Origin of the sequence: Dyadobacter sp. UC 10, from assembly GCF_008369915.1 — a bacterium.
Lineage (GTDB): Bacteria > Bacteroidota > Bacteroidia > Cytophagales > Spirosomataceae > Dyadobacter.
Genome location: NZ_VSRN01000001.1, coordinates 1,329,775 through 1,348,504 on the forward strand (window position 1 = coordinate 1,329,775; position 18,730 = coordinate 1,348,504).

Below are 18,730 nucleotides of genomic sequence, written 5' to 3' on the forward strand. Positions count from 1 at the left end.
TACTTGGGTACTGCCGTTCGCTCATTGCTCGTACTCCGCCGAAAAATCCAGAGGCGAAAATTTGTATATTTGATTAACAACAAATCAACAGTACCATGTTAGTAACTGTGAAGGGAGTTTATGAGAATGGAAAAGTAACATTAAGCGAAAAACCGCCTGTCGAAAAAAAAACGGAGGTGATGGTTACATTTATCGAGGAGACAAAGAATGACCGTCCGACAAAACGTATTGCCGGTATATTGAGTGGAAAAATAATTATGTCCGACGATTTCGATGATCCCCTAGACGATTTAAAGGAATACATGTAATGAAATACTTGCTCGATACACACACCTTGTTATGGTTTTTAGAGGATAATGCAAAGCTATCTAAAAAGACAAAAGCTTTGATTGAGACGTTCGACAATGACATTAATGTTAGCGTCACAACCTGGTTTGAGATTTCAGTAAAACTAACAACCGGAAAATTAATATTACCGGATTCCCTTTCAGAAACAATTCTGAAATCAAACTTCAATCAGATCACGACAATAGGCATTTCGGAAGAACATACAATTTCTTACCAAAAACTCCCTCTATTTGCAAATCACAAAGACCCGTTTGACCGGATGATACTTGCCACCGCAATCACAGAAGGTTATTCTTTGATCTCGCGGATCCAAAATTTCACTGGTACGGTACCTTGGTAAACATCATGTGGTGAATACCTTTGTTTTTTTCATCACTCACTGCGCAGCGACTTAACGGGATTAGTCAACGCGGCCTTGATAGCCTGAAAACTGACGGTCAAAAGAGTTATAATGACCGCGGTGAACGCGGATACCGCGAAAACAATCCAGCTTAGCTCAATATGATATTCGTATTTTTTCAGCCAGTCACTCAGGAAGTACAGAGCAATCGGGGATGCGATCATGCAGGAGATCAGGACGAGGTAAATGAATTCTTTGGATAACATTGCCCACATCTGCGCCACGCTGGCCCCCAATGCCTTGCGGATACCAATCTCCTTTGTACGCTGTTCTGCGGTATAAGCTGCCAATCCAAATAAGCCAAGGCAGGATATAAATATTGCCAAAACAGCAAATACACGGGCCAGCTTGCCTATTCTTTCTTCGGCCCTGAACTTCGCATCATATTCGTCATCAGCAAACTTGAATGCAAACGGTGAATCCTGATCGTGTTTACGGAATACCGCTTCTACTTTCTTCAGCGCCTGGTCGACGGGTTTGCCGGGCAGGAGTTTCACATTGATGAGGTTGGCCCACTCATAGTTGAGCATAAACACAGTAGGTACGGCAGGCTCGTAAGGCGATTGCATGACCATATCTTTAATCACACCGACCACCTGCATTGGCTTTTTATTAAACCGGATCGTTTTGCCCACAATATCTTTAAGGCCCGTCAGTTTAACGGCAGCTTCATTAAGTACAAAAGCCGCAGTATCGGTCGAGAAATTCCTCGAAAAATCCCTTCCATCGATTATTTCCCAGCCTATTGTTTTGCCAAAGTCGTGGGTGCACGCAATTGTACCGAACAATGGTACCGAGCCTGGCTCCATTCCATCCCACTCAAAACCGATCTGATTGGAGTTAATACTGGTAGTAGGGCTCGACGATTCGCTCATTTCATAAACTGCGCCCGTTTTCAGCAAGTCGTCACGAAGTGGATAATATTTACCGTACAGATTGGGGGAAATCTCGACTTGCAGCAGTCCCTGCCTGTCATATCCGACAGATCTGCTTTTGGCGTGTTGTATCTGTTGAAAAACAATGATCGTTCCGATGATCAGGGTAATAGAGACCGTAAACTGCATAACAACCATTATTTTCCGCGGCACTGCCGACCATTTGCCAATCTTGAACGTTCCCTTCAGCACCGATAAGGGGTTGAAAGACGACAAATAGAATGCGGGATAGCTGCCCGAAACCAGGCCGGTAAACAGGGAGAATACGATCAGCGCAAGCCAGAACTGTGGTACCAGGAATGGAAACTTCACCTGTTTCCCCGACAGCTCGTTGAATGCAGGCAGCGAGACAAGCACGATTAACACCGCAAGCACCAACGCAAAGGACACGACCAGAAACGATTCGCTCAGGAACTGGAAAACCAACTGACTCCGAAGCGAACCGATTGACTTACGAATGCCCACTTCCTTGGCGCGCTTTTCAGACCTGGCAGTGCTGAGGTTCATGAAATTGATGCAGGCCAGAAGTAATACAAAAATGCCGATAATTGTGAACAGCCAGACAAACTGGATGCCGCCACCTATGTTAAGCCCATTTTTAAAATCCGAATACAAGTGCCAGCGGCTCATTGGATGCAGGAAATATTGCGGTTTATCGGTTTTTGAAAAAGCATGCGGCAATTCCACGTCCCGTATTTTCAATGAAACCTTGGCTATCTCGGCTTTATCAGCAACCTGCGCAAAGAATTGGAAGGAATGGTTTCCCCACTCCTTCTCGGCCGATTTCACCCAGCTCTCCGCCTGCAGGTAGTCACTCCAGGGAAGGATTAAATACAGTTCGCGAAAATTGGAGTTGAAAGGAATATCCTCATAAACCCCTGTCACCTTCACATTCTTTTTAATATCCAGCTGCAGCGTTCTATTAAGTGCTTCTTCTTTTCCGAAAAGTGATTTTGCCAGCGATTCGGAGATAACAATTGACCCCGGATTTTTCAATGCATTATAGTCACCTCTGATCATCTTAAGGGAAAGCATTTCGGGAAGCGACGGCTGCGCGTACATGCCCGATTTGTTGATCTTTTTGTCGCCGTTGGCCAGTAAATGACCGTAATTCCATGAAGCCAGTGAGGTAAATTTAAAATCAGAGCCATACTTGGTAGCCATTTCGGTCACCGCCGGAATTGAAACCGCGGTTCCTGTGAAAGTCTGGCCGTTAAAAGTCTGGTTGATCCAGGCCTGGGTTACTTTATCGTAGTTCTTATGGTATTTATTAAACGACAGCTCGTCCCAAACCCAAAGTCCGATCAGCATGGCAACAGCAATACCAACTGCCAGCCCGATTATGTTGATAAATGAATAGACCTTGTTTTTGGAAAGGTTACGTAATGCAATTTTAAAGTAGTTCCTGATCACGGCTAAACGGGGTTTTACAGAATGTGCCAGGCTTAGGTACCTGGCTTCGCGCTCAATAGATTACACTTTCTGTTGGAAAGTTGCACGTACGAAGCCAGGTAGCCAAATTTATTCGCTTCTCAGCGCCGTCACCGGATTGGTAAGTGCCGCCTTGATGCTCTGAAAGCTGATCGTGATCATCGCCACCACAATTGCGAATATTCCTGCCAGTACATAAACCCACCAGCTGACATTGACTTTATAGGTAAAATCCTGCTGCCACTCATTCATAAAATACCAGGCAACCGGCGATGCAATCACCAGCGCGACTAATACCAGCTTCACGAAATCGAGTGAGAACAAACCGAAAATATTAAGCGCCGATGCACCCACGGCCTTGCGGATACCCATTTCCTTGGTCCTCGACTCGGCCATGAATGCGACTACGCCGTACAGCCCCAGGCACCCTATAAAAATCGCTATTGCTGCAAGTATCTTAAAGAGTTCAAACAAACGCTCCTCTTTTTGGTAGAAGCTGTTCATAGTCTGATCAAGGAATGTGTATTTAAATAAATAATCAGGAAAAGTAGCCGACCACACAGTTTCAATTTTCCGAATCAGGGCCGGATCTGCGCCAGCTGCAAGTTTGATACCTAATGTATTGTAGTTACCCCGAAGGCTCGTCAGCGCGCAGGGGATAATTTCCCGGTGCAGACTATACGTATTGAAATTTTTGATTACACCTACAATCGGCAATTTGTAATCAGAGCCGCCGATGGCCAGCCGCTTCCCGAGTGCATCCTCCGGGTTTTTAAATCCGAGTTTTTGAGCAAATGCCTCATTGATCACATATTCCCGGATTGTGTCCGCGGGCAGGTACATTCGTCCGGCTACCAGTTGGAGTCCGTAAGTTTTAATGTAAGACGTGTCCGCAGGGCGCATAACGATCTCAAAATCCAGGAATTCAGTGTCATTTTCATACTTAAATACAGTTTGCCAGTTACTGCCCGACATGGGCGTAAATGCGCTGAAGCTCATATTCTTAATCCCAGGCTCGCCTTCAAGCTTGGCGCGAAGCGTTTCCAGCTGGCCGGGGTTACGGTCAGGAACAGGCACATTGATAATTTCATCCTTAACAAACCCCAGATCCATTGTGCGAAAATGTTTCATCTGCATGTACGCAATCAGTGTACCCAGCAGCACAACTTGCGAAATCGTAAACTGCAGCACGATCAATCCCCTTCTCAAATTCGCCTGACCTCCGCCCGACGCCTTCATTTTCCCTTTTAACGCAAGAATAGGCTGATACCCCGACACAACCAGCGCGGGATAGAAACCGGCCAGGACGGTAGTCACAACTGCCATAATCAGCAGAAATAGCAAAATAGAGGGATCCGCGAAAAACCTAACTCCCTCCGAGCTGATATTCAGGGTTTCGGATACAGACGGAAGTGCAATTTGCGCCAGCACGAGGGCAAGCAGCACTGAAATTACCGTCAGCACACCCGTTTCGGAAAAGTATTGCCTTAGTAGCTGCGTACGGGTACTGCCAAGCACTTTTCTTACCCCTACTTCCTTGGCCCTTCTCAAAGCTTGCGCCGTAGCCAGGTTGACAAAATTGACGCAGGCTGTGATCAGGATGAATATGCCCACTAATACCATCGACCAGATCATACCTTTGCTGATCGTACGGCCGGCGTAATTTTGCATGGTAGTTGTAAAATGAATGTCCTTCACCGGCAGCAACACCATGTCGGTTTCCGCCACCGCTTTTGGGTCCCTGTATTTTTTACTCAGATCAGCCAGGTTTCGCTCCATTCGCTCCTCACTCATATTTTCCGGCAGGCGCATATACATTTGTCCGCCACCATAAGTACTTTGCCAGTCATCCCAGTTCGTGAATGAACCATATTCTTTCAGTGAAGAGAAAGAAAGCATGGTCGTAAATGGGAAACTGCTCGTTACCGGGGGATCCTTGATGATACCGGTTACAACAAAATTCATATTGTTATTGACGCGGATTGTCTTGCCCATCGGACTGCCGGGACCAAAATAATTCATTGCCTGGGTTTCTGTCAATACCACCGAGCCGGGATTGCTCAGCGACGTTGCCGGTGAGCCTTTTATCCAGGTGTAATCTAGCAGGTTGAAGTATTCCGGACCTATAAACCCGACTGCGTAAGACGGCGAAGTAAGTTTCCGGAGGTTCTTTCCCTCACCAATCGTTACGAGCACTTCGCGGATTCCGTAAGTACAGGTAACGAGGTTCTTGATTTCGGGATAGTCGCTCCTGAGTGCGGCGAGCACAGGCAGCGGCATGCCTGTGCCATACCCTTTATCACCATTCGCTTTGGTATGTATCGAAAGCCTGTAAATTTTGTCAATGTGTTTGTTATGCGTATCAAAGCTCAGCTCATATCTGACCGTAAAAAAGATCAGCAGACAGCACGTCAATCCCAGCGTGAGACCGGTTACATTAATGATTGTAAAATTCCAGTTCCGGCGCAGGTTCCGGAACGAGGTGATGAGATAATTTTTGATCATGGCTTTATAGTTATAGCTTACTCACTTTTCAGAGATTTTACCGGATTCATCAATGCAGCCTTTATGCTTTGAAAACTAACCGTTCCAACTGCAACGACAATTGCTGCAAGACCTACAAAAACGAAAATCATCGGGTTGATTTCGATCCGGTAAGGATAGTTGTCCAGCCAGGCCTGCATCGCAAACCAGGCCAGCGGGGTGGCGATCAGAATAGCCACAACAACGAGCTTTACAAAATCTTTTGACAGCACCAGCACAAGGTTTGAAATGCTCGCCCCGAGTACTTTCCGAACACCGATTTCCTTTGTCCGTTGCTCGATTACGATCAGTGCAACTGCGAACAGGCCAAGGCACGATAATATAATCGCTACACCCGATGCCAGGCTGAACACCTGCGAAAGCCGCTCTTCTTCGCGGTACCACGAATTCGTGTTCTCGTCCACAAAACTGCCTTTGAACTCTGATTCCGGCGTAATTTCCTTCCAGGCATTCTTCAACTTGTTCATGGAAGTTGCCAGGCTCTGCGGGGTTACCCTCACAAAAATATAGCTGATCCCCCCCGAGGGCGAGATGTACATGGTGATCGGCTTCTTTTCGTTTTTGGAAGAATACAGGTTAAAATCAGGCACGAGGCCGATGATCTGATGCTTGATGCCCGCTGTGTCAGTCTGGAAAAATTTTCCGACAGGATCCATTTCACCAATCATTTTGGCCATGCTTTCGGTAATAATCACGCGGCCCACCGAATCACTTGAGTAGGCTGGATCAAACTCACGGCCTGCGATCAGTTTAATGTTAAGGGTTTTCAGATAATCGTAATCGATGTGAAGCCAATCGGTGGAAACTTCCCGGTCGTTGAATGTAAACCCGAGCACACTTCTGGAAGAGCTGCGGTCCATTCCGATTCCCAAATTTACGCCGCTGCCCGTCATGCTGAGAATACCCGGATCGTCTTTGAGACGGTTCCTCAAACGCCGGAGCGCCAACTGTCCGTCCACCTTATTCCCGACCGGAATACTGATGATCTCCTCTTTCTGAAATCCGAGCGGCTGTGTTTTCAAATGATCCACCTGCTGAACAGCGATAATCGTGCAGCAAATCAAAAGGCTCGATAATGTAAACTGAGCTACAATCAGCGAGTTGCGTAACAACCCAGGCTTTTTCATGGATACCTTTCCTTTCAAAACCTCCACTGCATTGAACCGCGACATTTGCCAGGCGGGGTAACCACCCGCAATCAGTGCTACAAAGACGAACAAACTGATAATCAGCAGGACTGTAGCCGGCTGCAAAATGTAATCTAGATTCAGCTTAGACTGAAATGTACTGTTGAATGTTGGAAGCAGCGATATGGTCAGCGCTACTCCGACCAAAAAACCTGCCAGACAGATCACCCCGGCTTCGCCCCATATCTGAAGGAAAAGCTGCTGCTTCAATGCCCCGAGCGATTTTCGTACTCCTACCTCACGGGCACGGATAAATGATCTTGCGACATTGAGATTAATGAAATTGAAACTTGCGATCAGCAGAATGAAAATACCGATCGCCATCAGCGCATATACCAGCCCGATCGGTGCGCCACCGGACATATCGGTATCAAAATGAACGTCCGTCAGCTTCAAGAGTCTCAACGCAAAAATATCGCCTTTTCCATCCGGTTTGGCACCCTGCTTTTTAAGTGAAGCAATACTTTCACTGAAATATTTTTGAGTGAACGGCCTCAGCTTCTGCTCGAAAGCTTCCTGGTCTACGCCTGGTTTCAATTTTACAAAAACGGCATGTGAATGCGCATCCCACTGGTCTTTTTCGCGCTGAAAGCCGCCTGCATTCTCAACCCGTACAAACGCATCAAATTTTATAGTCGAGTTATCCGGAAAATCGGCAAGGACCCCGGTGACAATGTACTGTCTCTTATTGGCATCCATACCCAACTGAAGCTCCTTACCCACGGGATCCTCCTTTCCAAAAACGCTTTCGGCCATATCCTCGCTGATCACGATGCTGCTGAGATCATTCAGCGCCGAGGAAGCATTGCCTTTAAGCAAGGGAAAAGTAAATATCTTGAGGAAATCGGCATCGGTATACTTGATGTCCTTATCGAAATATTTGCCCTTGTAAACCACCACATCGCCTCCGTTCAAAATCCGGGCAGCTCCTTCTATCTCAGGAAATTCGGCTTTCAGGGCCGGCGTGAGCGGATGCGGCATTGAACCGGCCTTTTTTGCCTTTTGCGGCGCATTTTCAAAGAAATAAGTTTTGAAGATCCGGTCGTTGTCTGCATGGAACTCGTCAAATGACAGCGCAAAATAGCCTGTCAGAAAAAGAAAAACGCTAATGCAGAAAGCCACCGAGAGGCCTGCAATATTGATCAAAGCGTAACCCTTGTTTTTCCAGAGGTTACGAAGCGCGATTTTGAGGTAGTTTTGAATCATTTTATGTGAGATGCTTAGAGCTTTATGCCTTAGGCTTTATGCTATATGCCTTATGCAATAGGCTTTTTCAAAGCCAGTAATTTTGGTTATTAAAATCAATCTTAAATCCCGTCAGAGTCTAGTCAACTTCACGAACAAAAAGCTTATAGCTTACAGCCTGGAGCCTTAAGCTCCCCCCTACTCACTTTTCAGCGACTTTACCGGATTTGTCATCGCCGCTTTGATTGCCTGGGTGCTCACTGTTATCATGGCGATTATGACAGATAATGCGCCGGCTAGTGCGAACATCCACCACTGAATACTGATCTTATACGCAAAATCCTGCAGCCATTTGTCCATGACATACCAGGTTAGCGGCGTAGCGATTAGGATTGAAATGCAAACGAGCATAATGAAATCGCCGGAAAGCAGACCGACTATGCTGCCAATGGAAGCCCCTAGTACCTTCCTGACCCCTATTTCCTTGATCCTTTGTTGCGCCGCAAATGCTGCCAGCCCGAAAAGGCCGAGGCATGAGATCAATATTGAAATGACCGTGAAAGAGTTGACGATCCTCGAAGTGCGGGCGTCGGCAGTGTAATTTCTTTGAAAATCTTCATTTAAGAAACTGAAAGTAAATGGCTCGTCAGGGTTTAATGCTTTCCATTTAGTTTCGATAAAAGGCAATACTCTGGCAACATCATTGGTATTAACGTGCGCGATGATATAGTTATGGAAAGGCCCCGTCTGCAGAAAAAAAGCGTAGGGTTGAATCGCCTGATGTAAGTCCTGAAAATGGAAATCCTTCACTACACCGATGATCTCAATGCCCTTGGTCAGTTTGTCAAAACGATCGTCGAAGCTCAGTTTTTGACCCACGGCCTTTTCCAGCGGGATATTAAACTTTCTGAGCGTGGCTTCGTTCACTACGATTTTCAAATTGGTATCTGCGGGAAACTCGCTGGAAAACATTCTGCCCGCTGCAAGCCTGAACCCCATCATGTCCATAAACTCAGGCGCTACCCAGTTAGTTTTAACAATACCATCTTCCCGCACTGCCCGGCCGCCCACATACACCGTCATATCGCTGGGATTGATGATTCCCGGGTAATAGGAAGTGCCCGCAGCAGCCGTGATCTGGTTATTTTGTAACAACTGATTCCGTAATGCAGGATAGGTTTTACGCGATTCGCCGCTACGGAATGGAATTACTATTTGTTGGTCTTTGGTAAAACCCAATGGCTGCTCGTGCATGAAACGTATCTGCTCCTGAATCACCAATGTACCCACAACCAGCCCAATCGAGATCACGAATTGAAAAACGACCAGCCCCCTTCTCAATGTAGTCGCCGAGACGGAGTTGACGAATTTACCTTTCGCGACGTCCAGCGGATTAAAAAGCGAAAGATAAAAGGCCGGGTAGCTACCTGAAATGACACCGGTAAGCAGGGCAAGCGCCACAAATGCGAGGATAATTTCTGGCTTCAGTAAGTCACTTATCAGTAGTGACTTATCCGCTAACTGATTAAAAAAAGGCAGAAAAAGCAGTACGAACACGAATGCAAGGCCAAGCGCCACGAAGGTAAGCACCATTGATTCACCTAAAAACTGCCCGATCAGTCCGTTTTTCCCTGCTCCCATCACTTTTCGAATTCCTACTTCCGCAGCTCGCTTAGCCGAGCGCGCCGTAGCGAGGTTCATGAAGTTAATACAGGCTATCAGCAAGGTGAATATCGCGATGGAGGCCAGCACGTACAGGTAAGTCGTGCTCGTGGTAGGCGTCACAATTTTGTCGATCAGGCTGAACAAGTGGATATCAGCAACTGACAGTAAGGCCAACTTTTTGTCAAAACCTGCAAATTTGAGATCGGCGCGGGCGTACTTTTCAATGAATGCAGGGAGCTTTTTGCTGAACTGACCCGGATCTGTGCCCGGACGCAGCCGCAAATAACTGTAAAACATGTTGTTACTTGTGAAGTCCTGTTTTGATTCTCTGAGATAGTCACCTATCCAGCCGGCCTGCATGGAAATGAAATAGCGTGCATCAATATGAGATCGCCTGGCCTCATCGCGAAAAACGCCGGTTACTTTAAAATTTTCATTGTTACCGGTCTTACCTCCTACCTGAATGGTCTTGTTCAATGCAGACTCATTGCCAAAAAGCTTTTTCGCCAATTCCTCCGACAGCGCAATCGAATGTGGATCGCGCATGGAAGTCCTGGCGTCACCTTCAACAAAATCGTAGGTAAATACATCAAAAAATGTAGAGTCTACATGAATACCTTTGGTTTCATAAAAAGCCCTGACATTATCCCCTTCACCCTGCACTTTCAGCAAGGTTTTGTCTTCCAGGAAGTTTTGCCATAATCTGGTTACCTGGACCACCTCGGGAAATTCTGCTTTCACTGCCTGCGCATAGGGTGAGGGTGCGCGCGGATTATCCATTTTTTCACCATTAGGCTGCACATTCTCACTTCGGAGCAGGTACAGATCTTTGGCGTGTTCGTGGTGCTTATCGAAGGAAATTTCGCTGAGAATATAAAGGAGCAACAGCATGCAGCATGTCATTCCGACCGATAGTCCGAAGACATTAATGCCGGAAAAAATCTTGCTTTTAAGCAGATTTCTCCATGCGATTTTCAAATAGTTTTTAATCATGGCTAATAGATAGAGCGTCGTTTGCAAAAGGTCCCGTTAACCCGATTGAATTATTATACCAGCACACCCACCAAGCACATAACCAGCTATAAATCAAATGATTATCACTCATTTAAAACAACAAAAGTGTCCGCTTTCGGACACTTTTGTTCAGAATTGGACTTGGACTGTCTGCGTCAGTAGCTTTACCTATTATCGACCAGTGAATTGCGACAACCCATTAGTCAAAAAAAATCTGTCCACATGGAAGACAGATTCATATCAATAAGAATTTTCATGCTACCTGAAAAGGTAATTCCAACTCTTCGGAGCACCAGGCTGTACAGGATAGTGCCTGATTAATATCCTCAGATTCGAGATAGGGATAAAACGCAATATTTCGTCAAAGGTCTGCCCCGAAGCCACAAGCCCAACAATTGTTCCGACCGTAATCCGCATTCCCCGGATGCAGGGCTTCCCGCCCATCATTCGCGAGTCAAATGTTATCCGTTCCAAATTCATAGCATTCACGTTTTTATCAAAAATAACTATTAAAACGCGAAAAAGCATATTCCCTCACCCTTTCAATCACTCTTCAAACTATCCACCGGATTCATCAGCGCGGTTTTGATACTTTGAAAGCCGACAGTTAAAACCGTAAGTACAAGTGCTGCACAGCCGACCAGCAAATATACGTTCCAGGTAAGCTGGGTGTGGTAATTGAAGCTTTGAAGGTACCGGACTTCAAAACTGTGGGCCAGGGGTACACCGACCAAAACGCCGATCAGAACAAGGATTACAAAATCCTTTGCAAGCAGATAGGTAACTTCCTGAACAGACGCGCCAAGCACTTTCCTGATCCCTACTTCCTGCATCCGCTGATTGGCAGCAAGTGTGATTAGCCCGAATACTCCGGCCAGTGCAATTACGATAGCAAGTGTAGCCACGAAATTGACCATCTTCCAGATCCCGTCAAGATGGTTGTATTGCCTGTTCAGCTCATCCGACAAATAAAAAGCGTCAAAAGGCTTTCTGGCAGGGATTGTTCTCATTGTACCTTCCAGTTCGGCCAGCACACCTTTGGCTTGTCCGGTATCGTTAAGCCTGATACTCAAATAGCTATCGAGTGCTGCCGGACCGTTGTACCAATGCAGCAGCGGTTCAATTTTCTCCTTTAACTCCTGATAATGAAAGTCTTTCATTACGCCTATGACCGTATACACGTCCGGGTTATTGTTTTGCCTGATACGCTTGCCGACAGCCGTAGTCCAGCCCAGCGCTTTCATCGCCGATTCATTGATTACAACCGGATGATTCTTCCCGTCCTTATCGATTTCCTCAGAAAAATCCCTTCCTTCCAGCATCCTGATCCCGAAAGTCTGCGTATAGCCCGGTCCGGTGCCTGAATGCCTGAAACGAACTTCCGAACCAGTCCCGCCTTCGGGCATATAGGTATTATAGTTACTCCAGTATTTGGAAGGAACTACTCCGGAGGTGGCTATACTTTTCACCCTGGAATCCCTGCTGAGCTCGTCGAGAATGGATTTAAATTGGATACCAGCGGATTTTCTGTCCTTGTATTGCAGATCGGATCGTACAATAACCACATTTTCTTTATCAAAGCCTGGCTTCGCTTCCCGCATGAAGCTCACCTGTTTGCGCACTACGATTGCTCCGATCACCAACGCGAAGGCTATCGCGAATTGAACTACGATCATTGATCCTCTCGCCCATTTCCTGGAATGCGTTTTATTGGATAATTTTCCTTTGATCGTATCGCGTAAATCCAGACGGTTGAGATAAATGGCCGGATAAGTCCCGGCTATAAGTGCAATGAAACTAATGATTCCAGCCAGCGCCATTACCGTCACATAATCCTGCTCCCAATTAAGGGTAAGCTGCATCCGGCCCTGCCTGAATTCGTTGAACTGAGGTACCAGGTAAGATGCGCCCAGTACCATCGCAAACAGGAGCGAAGCAAGCAGGACTATTCCAGACTCGGTCCAGAATTGCATCAAAATCTGCCGCAAGGTAGAGCCAGTGACCTTTCGGACCGCTACTTCTCTGGCCCTCGTAAATGCAATCGCGGTATTCAGGTTGACCAGATTGATACTGATGATCAGCAGAATAAAAACGACAATGCCTATTGCTCCGTAAATCATCCACCTGAATCCGGGATTGTTTCGGTGAATATAGTTTCTGAATTCTTCGACACGGACTTTCCTGTCGCCGCCAGCGGGACCAAAATGTGTTTTAGCAAACTTCGGCAACTGTGCTTCCAGCTTTGCGATATCAGTCCCCTTCCTCATTTTCAGATATACCGAAGAAAAGGTATTATACCAGTCAGCGCCGTTCCTGAAACCTTCATCTGCTTCCAAAAGCGAAATGGGCAGCAATACCTCGAACTGCATGGACGAATTCTCGGGTACGTGGTCCAACACGCCCGCCACGGTAAAATTGAGTGTATCGTTAAGGGCAACCGTCTCTCCAACCGGGTTTTTGTCACCGAAAAGTGCATCTGCTATTTTTTGGTTGATCAAAATAGACTGCCTGCCTTTAAGTGCCGTTTTTGCGTCGCCATATTTGAGTTTGAAAGAAAAAACATCGAAGAAACTGGTATCAACGTATTTCGTATCTCCCTGAATATCCTTGCCTTTATAACTAATCCAGGCATCGTTCCAGCGCTGAAAATGCGTGCCTGTTTCGATTTCAGGGAATGTTTTGACGAGCTGCTGCAAAATCGGGTGAACAGTCGAATTATACCTTTCGTCCTTCATTTCGGTTTGCACAGAGTATATCTGATCAATATCCTCATGAAATGTATCAAATGTGATTCCGCGCTGAATAAAAAGGATCAGTACACCGGCACTGGCAAGCCCCAGCGACAATCCAACAAAATTGATCGCAGTAAACAACCGGTTTTTCCACAAAGTACGGATCGCGATTTTCAGATAATTTTTTAGCATATTTTTTTAAAAAAGGGAGGAAAGGGACGATGGAGGAAAGGGACGGACTTGGAAGAAGGGAGGATGGAGGAAAGGGACGACGGAGGATGGAGGAAAGCGAAAGGGAAAAATTGAGTCACTTTTAATCCCCTTTCTCCTTCCTCCTTTCTCCTTCCCTCAATCCCTCTTCAATGATTTTACCGGATTCATTAATGCGGCTTTTATACTTTGGTAACTGACTGTGATCATTGCAATGCCGATCGCAACGAGGGCTGCGAGGGTGAATGTGAGCCAGTTGATTTCGATGCGGTACTCAAAACCCTGCAACCAGCTGTTCATAAAATAGTACCCAACCGGCGAGGCGATCACGATTGCAATCAAAACCAGTATTACAAAATCGCGGGATAACAATGATACAATTGCGCCGACAGAAGCCCCCAAAACTTTCCTGATCCCAATTTCCTTCACACGACGTTCGGCGGTGAATGTAGCCAGGCCGAAAAGCCCCAGGCAGGAAATCAGGACGGCAGTGATTGTGAATGTATTGAAAAGCGTTGCAGTGCGCTGCTCGGTTTGATACAGCTTTTCGTAGGTGTCGTCCAAAAACTTATAGTCAAACGGGTGATTAGGTACCATTTCACTCCAAGCCTTCTCAACCACCCTTATTGCGGCTGCATCTTTTCCGGGATGTGCCTTTACATAAATACCTGAAGCCCAGCTCAGGTCATTGAACAGTACCAGTGGCTCAATTTTCTCGCGCAGACTTTTGAAATGAAAATCCTTTACCACGCCGATAACAACCCCTTTCTTACCCTGAAAATCAAATCTCCGGCCAATTACCGGCTTCTTTAAATTGAGCTTTTTGACGGCCACTTCATTCAAAATCACATTAGAGCGATCTGTTTCACGGTTCGCTTCAAACCAGCGGCCTTCACGCAGCTGCAAGCCGAACATTTTCTGAAAATTATGTTCAACCGCAAGCTGTGAAACGGTTGGATTGAAATCTTTGGGGCGGCCTTCCCAGTCAAATGATCCCTGCGTACTGCTATTGATCTGGACGATATTCTGGCTGGCGACGGTAATATTCGCAATACTCGATTCATTCTGTAACCTCGCTTTCAAAGTAGCCGGATCAATTTTTTGTTTCATTCCCCAGGGCAGTCGGAAAGTGAACGTATGTGCGCGGTCGTAACCCAATTCTCTCTCACGGATAAATTTAATTTGACGCCACACGACCAATGTTGAGATCAGAAAGACAACAGCAACCGTAAACTGCGTAACAACCAATGCTTTACGAAAACCTGAGTTGCTGGTACCGAGAATATTATTTCCCCTCAAAATATCAAAAGGCTTGAAAGAAGATAATAGTATCGAAGGATAAATGCCTGTCAGAACGATCGAAAGCCATGTAGTACCAAGCAGAATGGCCCAGATTGCCGGGTTTGAAAAGGTGATTTCAAAACGCTTGCCCGTGAGGTTATTGAATTGGGGTAAAAGAATGTAAATGAGGCATAAGGAAATGAGAAGCGCCGCGAGGCAAGTAAGAATCGACTCAGTCATAAATTGCCTGAATAAGTGACCAGGGCCCGCACCAAGCAGTTTTTTCACCCCTATTTCCTTTGATCGGACGGTTGATCTGGCTGTGGTTAAATTAACGTAATTAATACACGCAACCAGCAGAATAACAGTAGCAAGACCAAGGAAAATGTAGTTCGTTTTCCTGTCACCCTTGCTGTCCGCGTTTTGAATTTCACTATTGAAATGCATATCCGTCAAACGTTCAGGTTCCAGAACCGTATCGCTGGAAGGTTTGCCGCTATCGTCCCTTTTGTATTCCGAGATAATCTTTGTGAGCTTCTGCCCAACCCTTTTCAAGTCAGCATCATTTCTCAAAACGATAAAGGTTTGCTGGTTGAAGTTATTCCAGCTCGATTCGTTCTTTAAGGTCTGCGGATTGGCCAGATATGCAGACAGAGGCACCAGAAAGTTGTATTGAAAAGTAGAGTTGGCTGGGTTGTCCTTGAAAACTGCGGCAACTGTATAATCAAGCGTATCGATCTTTACGACCTGCCCAGCTGCATTTTCAAAGCCGAAGAGCTGCTTGGCCCTGGATTGCGTCATGGCTATATTTCTCACGCCTGACGCAAACTGCTTCTGCGAACCGTCGATGATTTGGTAGTCAAAAACACTAAACCAATTCGAATCGACATACGCGGCATTTTCACCCAAAACCTTCCTGTTTCCTACTTTGATCGGCAGATTAGTAGCGCTGTTTAATCTGGTAACCGATTCAATTTCTGGCAAATCACGGATCTGTCCCGCCAGCAAAAGCGGTGTGGTAGCCCAATGCCAGGTTTCCTCCTTACTCAATTTCAAATGGGTTACAACCCTTGCGATCTTGTCTGCTTTTTTATGGTACCCGTCGAAGCTGAGTTCATTTTGAACCCACATCAAAATGAATACCGCGGCAACCATACCACCGGTTAACCCGATGACATTCAGCGCAGTAAATAACCTGGAACCAAGCAGATTCCGGAATGCGATTTTCAGATGGTTAGAAAGCATATTCGGCTGTAGGCCGTCGGCAATCAGCTTCCGGCTCCATTAGTGTAAAAAATTAATTTATTCAGTATATAAAATTTGAAGCTGCACCCAACAACCCTTACTCACTTCTCAGCGACCTGACCGGGCTCAGCATGGCGGATCTGATACTTTGATAACTGATCGTAATGACCGCTACCATAATAGCAAGGCAAGCTGCTGCCGCAAAATAGATCCATGATATAGCAATACGGTAAGGGAAATCCTGCAACCAGCTATCCGCGGCGTAATAGGCGATCGGTAGGGCGATTAGTATTGAGATAATCACCAGTTTTACGAAATCCAGAGATAACAATGCAGCGATGCTTGTGACGGATGCCCCCAGCACTTTCCTGATCCCGATTTCTTTCACCCTTGTTTCTGCATTGAATGTTGCCAGCCCAAACAGCCCGATGCAGGAAACAAAAATGGACAAGATCGCTGCCAGTGTAATCATTTCCCTCCATTTCGCCTCGGATTCATACCTTTTCAGATTTGAGGCATCTTCGAACCTGTATTCAAACGGCATAAATGGAACGTGTTTACGAAAAACCTTTTCGATGGCTTTAACGGTCGCCGGAATATCCCGGGAATCCAGTTTAGCGTAGATAGCGCCAAGCCGGTAATTGGGATCCTGGGTAAGCAAAAGCGGCTTAATGGTATCTTTCAGGGATGCATAATGGTAATCTCTTATCACTCCGATGACATTCATTTTCTGATTTTTCCATTCGAAATTGATCTCTTTCCCGATCGCGTCTGCCCAGCCGGCTTTCTTTACAAAAGCCTCATTCACAACTACGGACTGCATTGGATCGGAAGGGTAACTTTTGGAAAAATTACGGCCTTTTGTAACCGGCACCTCCATGGTTTTCAGGAAATTATCATCAACACCGATGTAGCCGAAACTTATTTCCTTTTCCCCAATCTTCGCACCGGTTCCATTGTAATTTCCGTTAAAGGCGGCGATAGACTGTATACCCGTCATATTTTGAAGCTCCTGCCGGATCACATCCATTTTCGGGTTACCACCTCTGCCTACATTAAAAAACAGCAGATTTTTATCACTATATCCCAGATCCTTTGTTGTGAGGTATTTGAATTGTGAATAAATCACAATCGTGCCGATTACCAGGCAAACTGACAATGCGAACTGAAAAACGACTAACCCTTTTGTCAGATAGTTTTTGTTTGAAAACCGGGTGCGGTTGTAGAGTGTTTGCACCGGACTGAAACCGGACAAGATCAGAGCGGGATAGAACCCAGCGACGAGCCCGGTGGCAACCAGGAGGCCAAGATAACCCGCTACCAGATTGGTATCAAGCAAATAGGAAAGCGCCAGTCGCTTGTTTGCCAGCTCGTTAAATGTCGGCAAAACCATCATTGTCAGCACAATAGCAAAACCGAACGCTACAAACGATAGCAGAAACGACTCCCCCAGAAACTGATAAATGAGTTGCTTCCTGAGTCCTCCAACCACCTTACGGACCCCGATCTCCTTTGCCCGGCTGAGCGATCTCGCCACGGTCAGGTTCACGAAATTGATACAGGCGATGATGAGGATAAATATTGCGATTCCGGAAAGAATGTAAGTATAAACAGGGCTGCTGCCATGCGCCAGGCCATTCCGCAAATCGCCGGTTTCGCTGCCCATATGAATTTTCAGAAAAGGTTGTAACCCGAAAGTGATCCGTTTGGCGTGGTCATCGAATTTACCCGCTTCTTTAAGCTTGCTGGTGAAAATCCGGTTCATTTTGGCTGATACCATTTGATAATCAGCTTTGTTATGCAGAAGCAAAAAAGTATTCATGTAAAAACCCAGCCACTCGCTGTCAGTCCAGTTCCTCGCTTCCTGGAATTTGAAAGGTAGTACAGCTTTAAATTGCACCGACGAGTTCTGGGGGCAGTTTTTAGCGATACCCGAAACCACAAAAGACTCGAAACCGTCTTCGATCTTCAAATCAATAGTCTTTCCGACAGCGTCTTTTGTATCAAAATATTTCTCCGCAAGTTCCTCCGACAAAACAATGGAATGGATATCGGTTAAAACCTTCTTCGGATCTCCCGACCGCAGGGGCATGGAGAATATAGAAAAGAAGTTATCATCGGCAAAAAGGATCTCTTCATTCAATAGCTCACCACCCTTTTTGATCACGAAAGAGCTGCTTTGTGTCCGCACCACATCCTCTATCTCCGGAATTTCGCGTTTGAAACCTGGTCCATGGATTGCGTTGGAACTACCGATTGTACGCGTGCCATTTTCTTCCGGCATTGTAGCCTGGATCCGGTAAAGTTCGTTTTTGTGCTTCTGAAACTGATCAAAACTGACCTCATCTTTGGTATACAGCACAATAAGCATGCAGCAGGTAAGTCCCAGCGACAACCCGGCCACATTGATCGAGGAGAATACCTTGTTCCTCGTAAAATTGCGGATAGCGATTTTTAAGTAGTTTTTCAGCATAGCTTTTTATGGTAGTAAAGGGAGGAAGGAGAAAGGAAGGATGGAGAAAGGGGAATAAATACCTCTTCCATTCCTCCTTC

10 protein-coding genes are annotated in these 18,730 nt (G+C 46.1%); 2 read left to right on the forward strand and 8 right to left on the reverse strand.

The window, feature by feature from the left end; genetic code table 11:
* The first annotated feature begins 95 nt into the window (after window positions 1-95).
* Together FXO21_RS05180 and FXO21_RS05185 are read left to right on the forward strand one after the other, a co-directional pair.
* Window positions 96-308: a DUF2281 domain-containing protein gene (locus FXO21_RS05180; RefSeq protein ID WP_149639099.1), complete on the forward strand. Its 213-nt coding sequence runs from the start codon at window positions 96-98 to the stop codon at window positions 306-308.
* Window positions 308-688, forward strand: coding sequence for a type II toxin-antitoxin system VapC family toxin (locus tag FXO21_RS05185; RefSeq protein WP_149639100.1), 381 nt, complete (start codon window positions 308-310; stop codon window positions 686-688). The genes FXO21_RS05180 and FXO21_RS05185 overlap by 1 nt, the downstream gene beginning before the upstream one ends.
* Window positions 689-720: 32 nt before the next feature.
* Here the strand turns inward: FXO21_RS05185 and FXO21_RS05190 are convergent, their stop codons facing one another.
* From FXO21_RS05190 to FXO21_RS05225, 8 genes are all read right to left on the reverse strand, one after another.
* Window positions 721-3,096: an ABC transporter permease gene (locus tag FXO21_RS05190; protein WP_149639101.1), complete on the reverse strand. Its 2,376-nt coding sequence runs from the start codon at window positions 3,094-3,096 to the stop codon at window positions 721-723.
* Window positions 3,097-3,204: 108 nt separating this feature from the next.
* On the reverse strand, window positions 3,205-5,619 hold the full coding sequence (locus FXO21_RS05195) for an ABC transporter permease (protein WP_149639102.1): 2,415 nt from the start codon (window positions 5,617-5,619) through the stop codon (window positions 3,205-3,207).
* A gap of 17 nt (window positions 5,620-5,636) precedes the next feature.
* Complete coding sequence (locus FXO21_RS05200) at window positions 5,637-8,051, reverse strand: ABC transporter permease (protein ID WP_149639103.1); 2,415 nt, start codon at window positions 8,049-8,051, stop codon at window positions 5,637-5,639.
* 177 nt (window positions 8,052-8,228) lie between these two features.
* The gene (locus FXO21_RS05205) at window positions 8,229-10,688 is read right to left on the reverse strand and encodes an ABC transporter permease (protein WP_149639104.1); all 2,460 of its coding nucleotides are present in this window, start codon (window positions 10,686-10,688) and stop codon (window positions 8,229-8,231) included.
* 279 nt (window positions 10,689-10,967) lie between these two features.
* Window positions 10,968-11,189 (reverse strand): DUF433 domain-containing protein, encoded by a 222-nt coding sequence (locus FXO21_RS05210; protein ID WP_225865574.1) that lies wholly within the window; start codon window positions 11,187-11,189, stop codon window positions 10,968-10,970.
* 62 nt (window positions 11,190-11,251) lie between these two features.
* Entirely contained in the window at window positions 11,252-13,633 is a 2,382-nt protein-coding gene (locus FXO21_RS05215; protein WP_149639105.1) for an ABC transporter permease, read from the reverse strand.
* Window positions 13,634-13,789: 156 nt separating this feature from the next.
* Window positions 13,790-16,177, reverse strand: coding sequence for an ABC transporter permease (locus FXO21_RS05220; RefSeq protein ID WP_149639106.1), 2,388 nt, complete (start codon window positions 16,175-16,177; stop codon window positions 13,790-13,792).
* Window positions 16,178-16,274: 97 nt separating this feature from the next.
* Window positions 16,275-18,650, reverse strand: a complete 2,376-nt coding sequence (locus FXO21_RS05225) for an ABC transporter permease (protein ID WP_149639107.1) — start codon at window positions 18,648-18,650, stop codon at window positions 16,275-16,277.
* Between the last annotated feature and the right edge of the window lie 80 nt (window positions 18,651-18,730).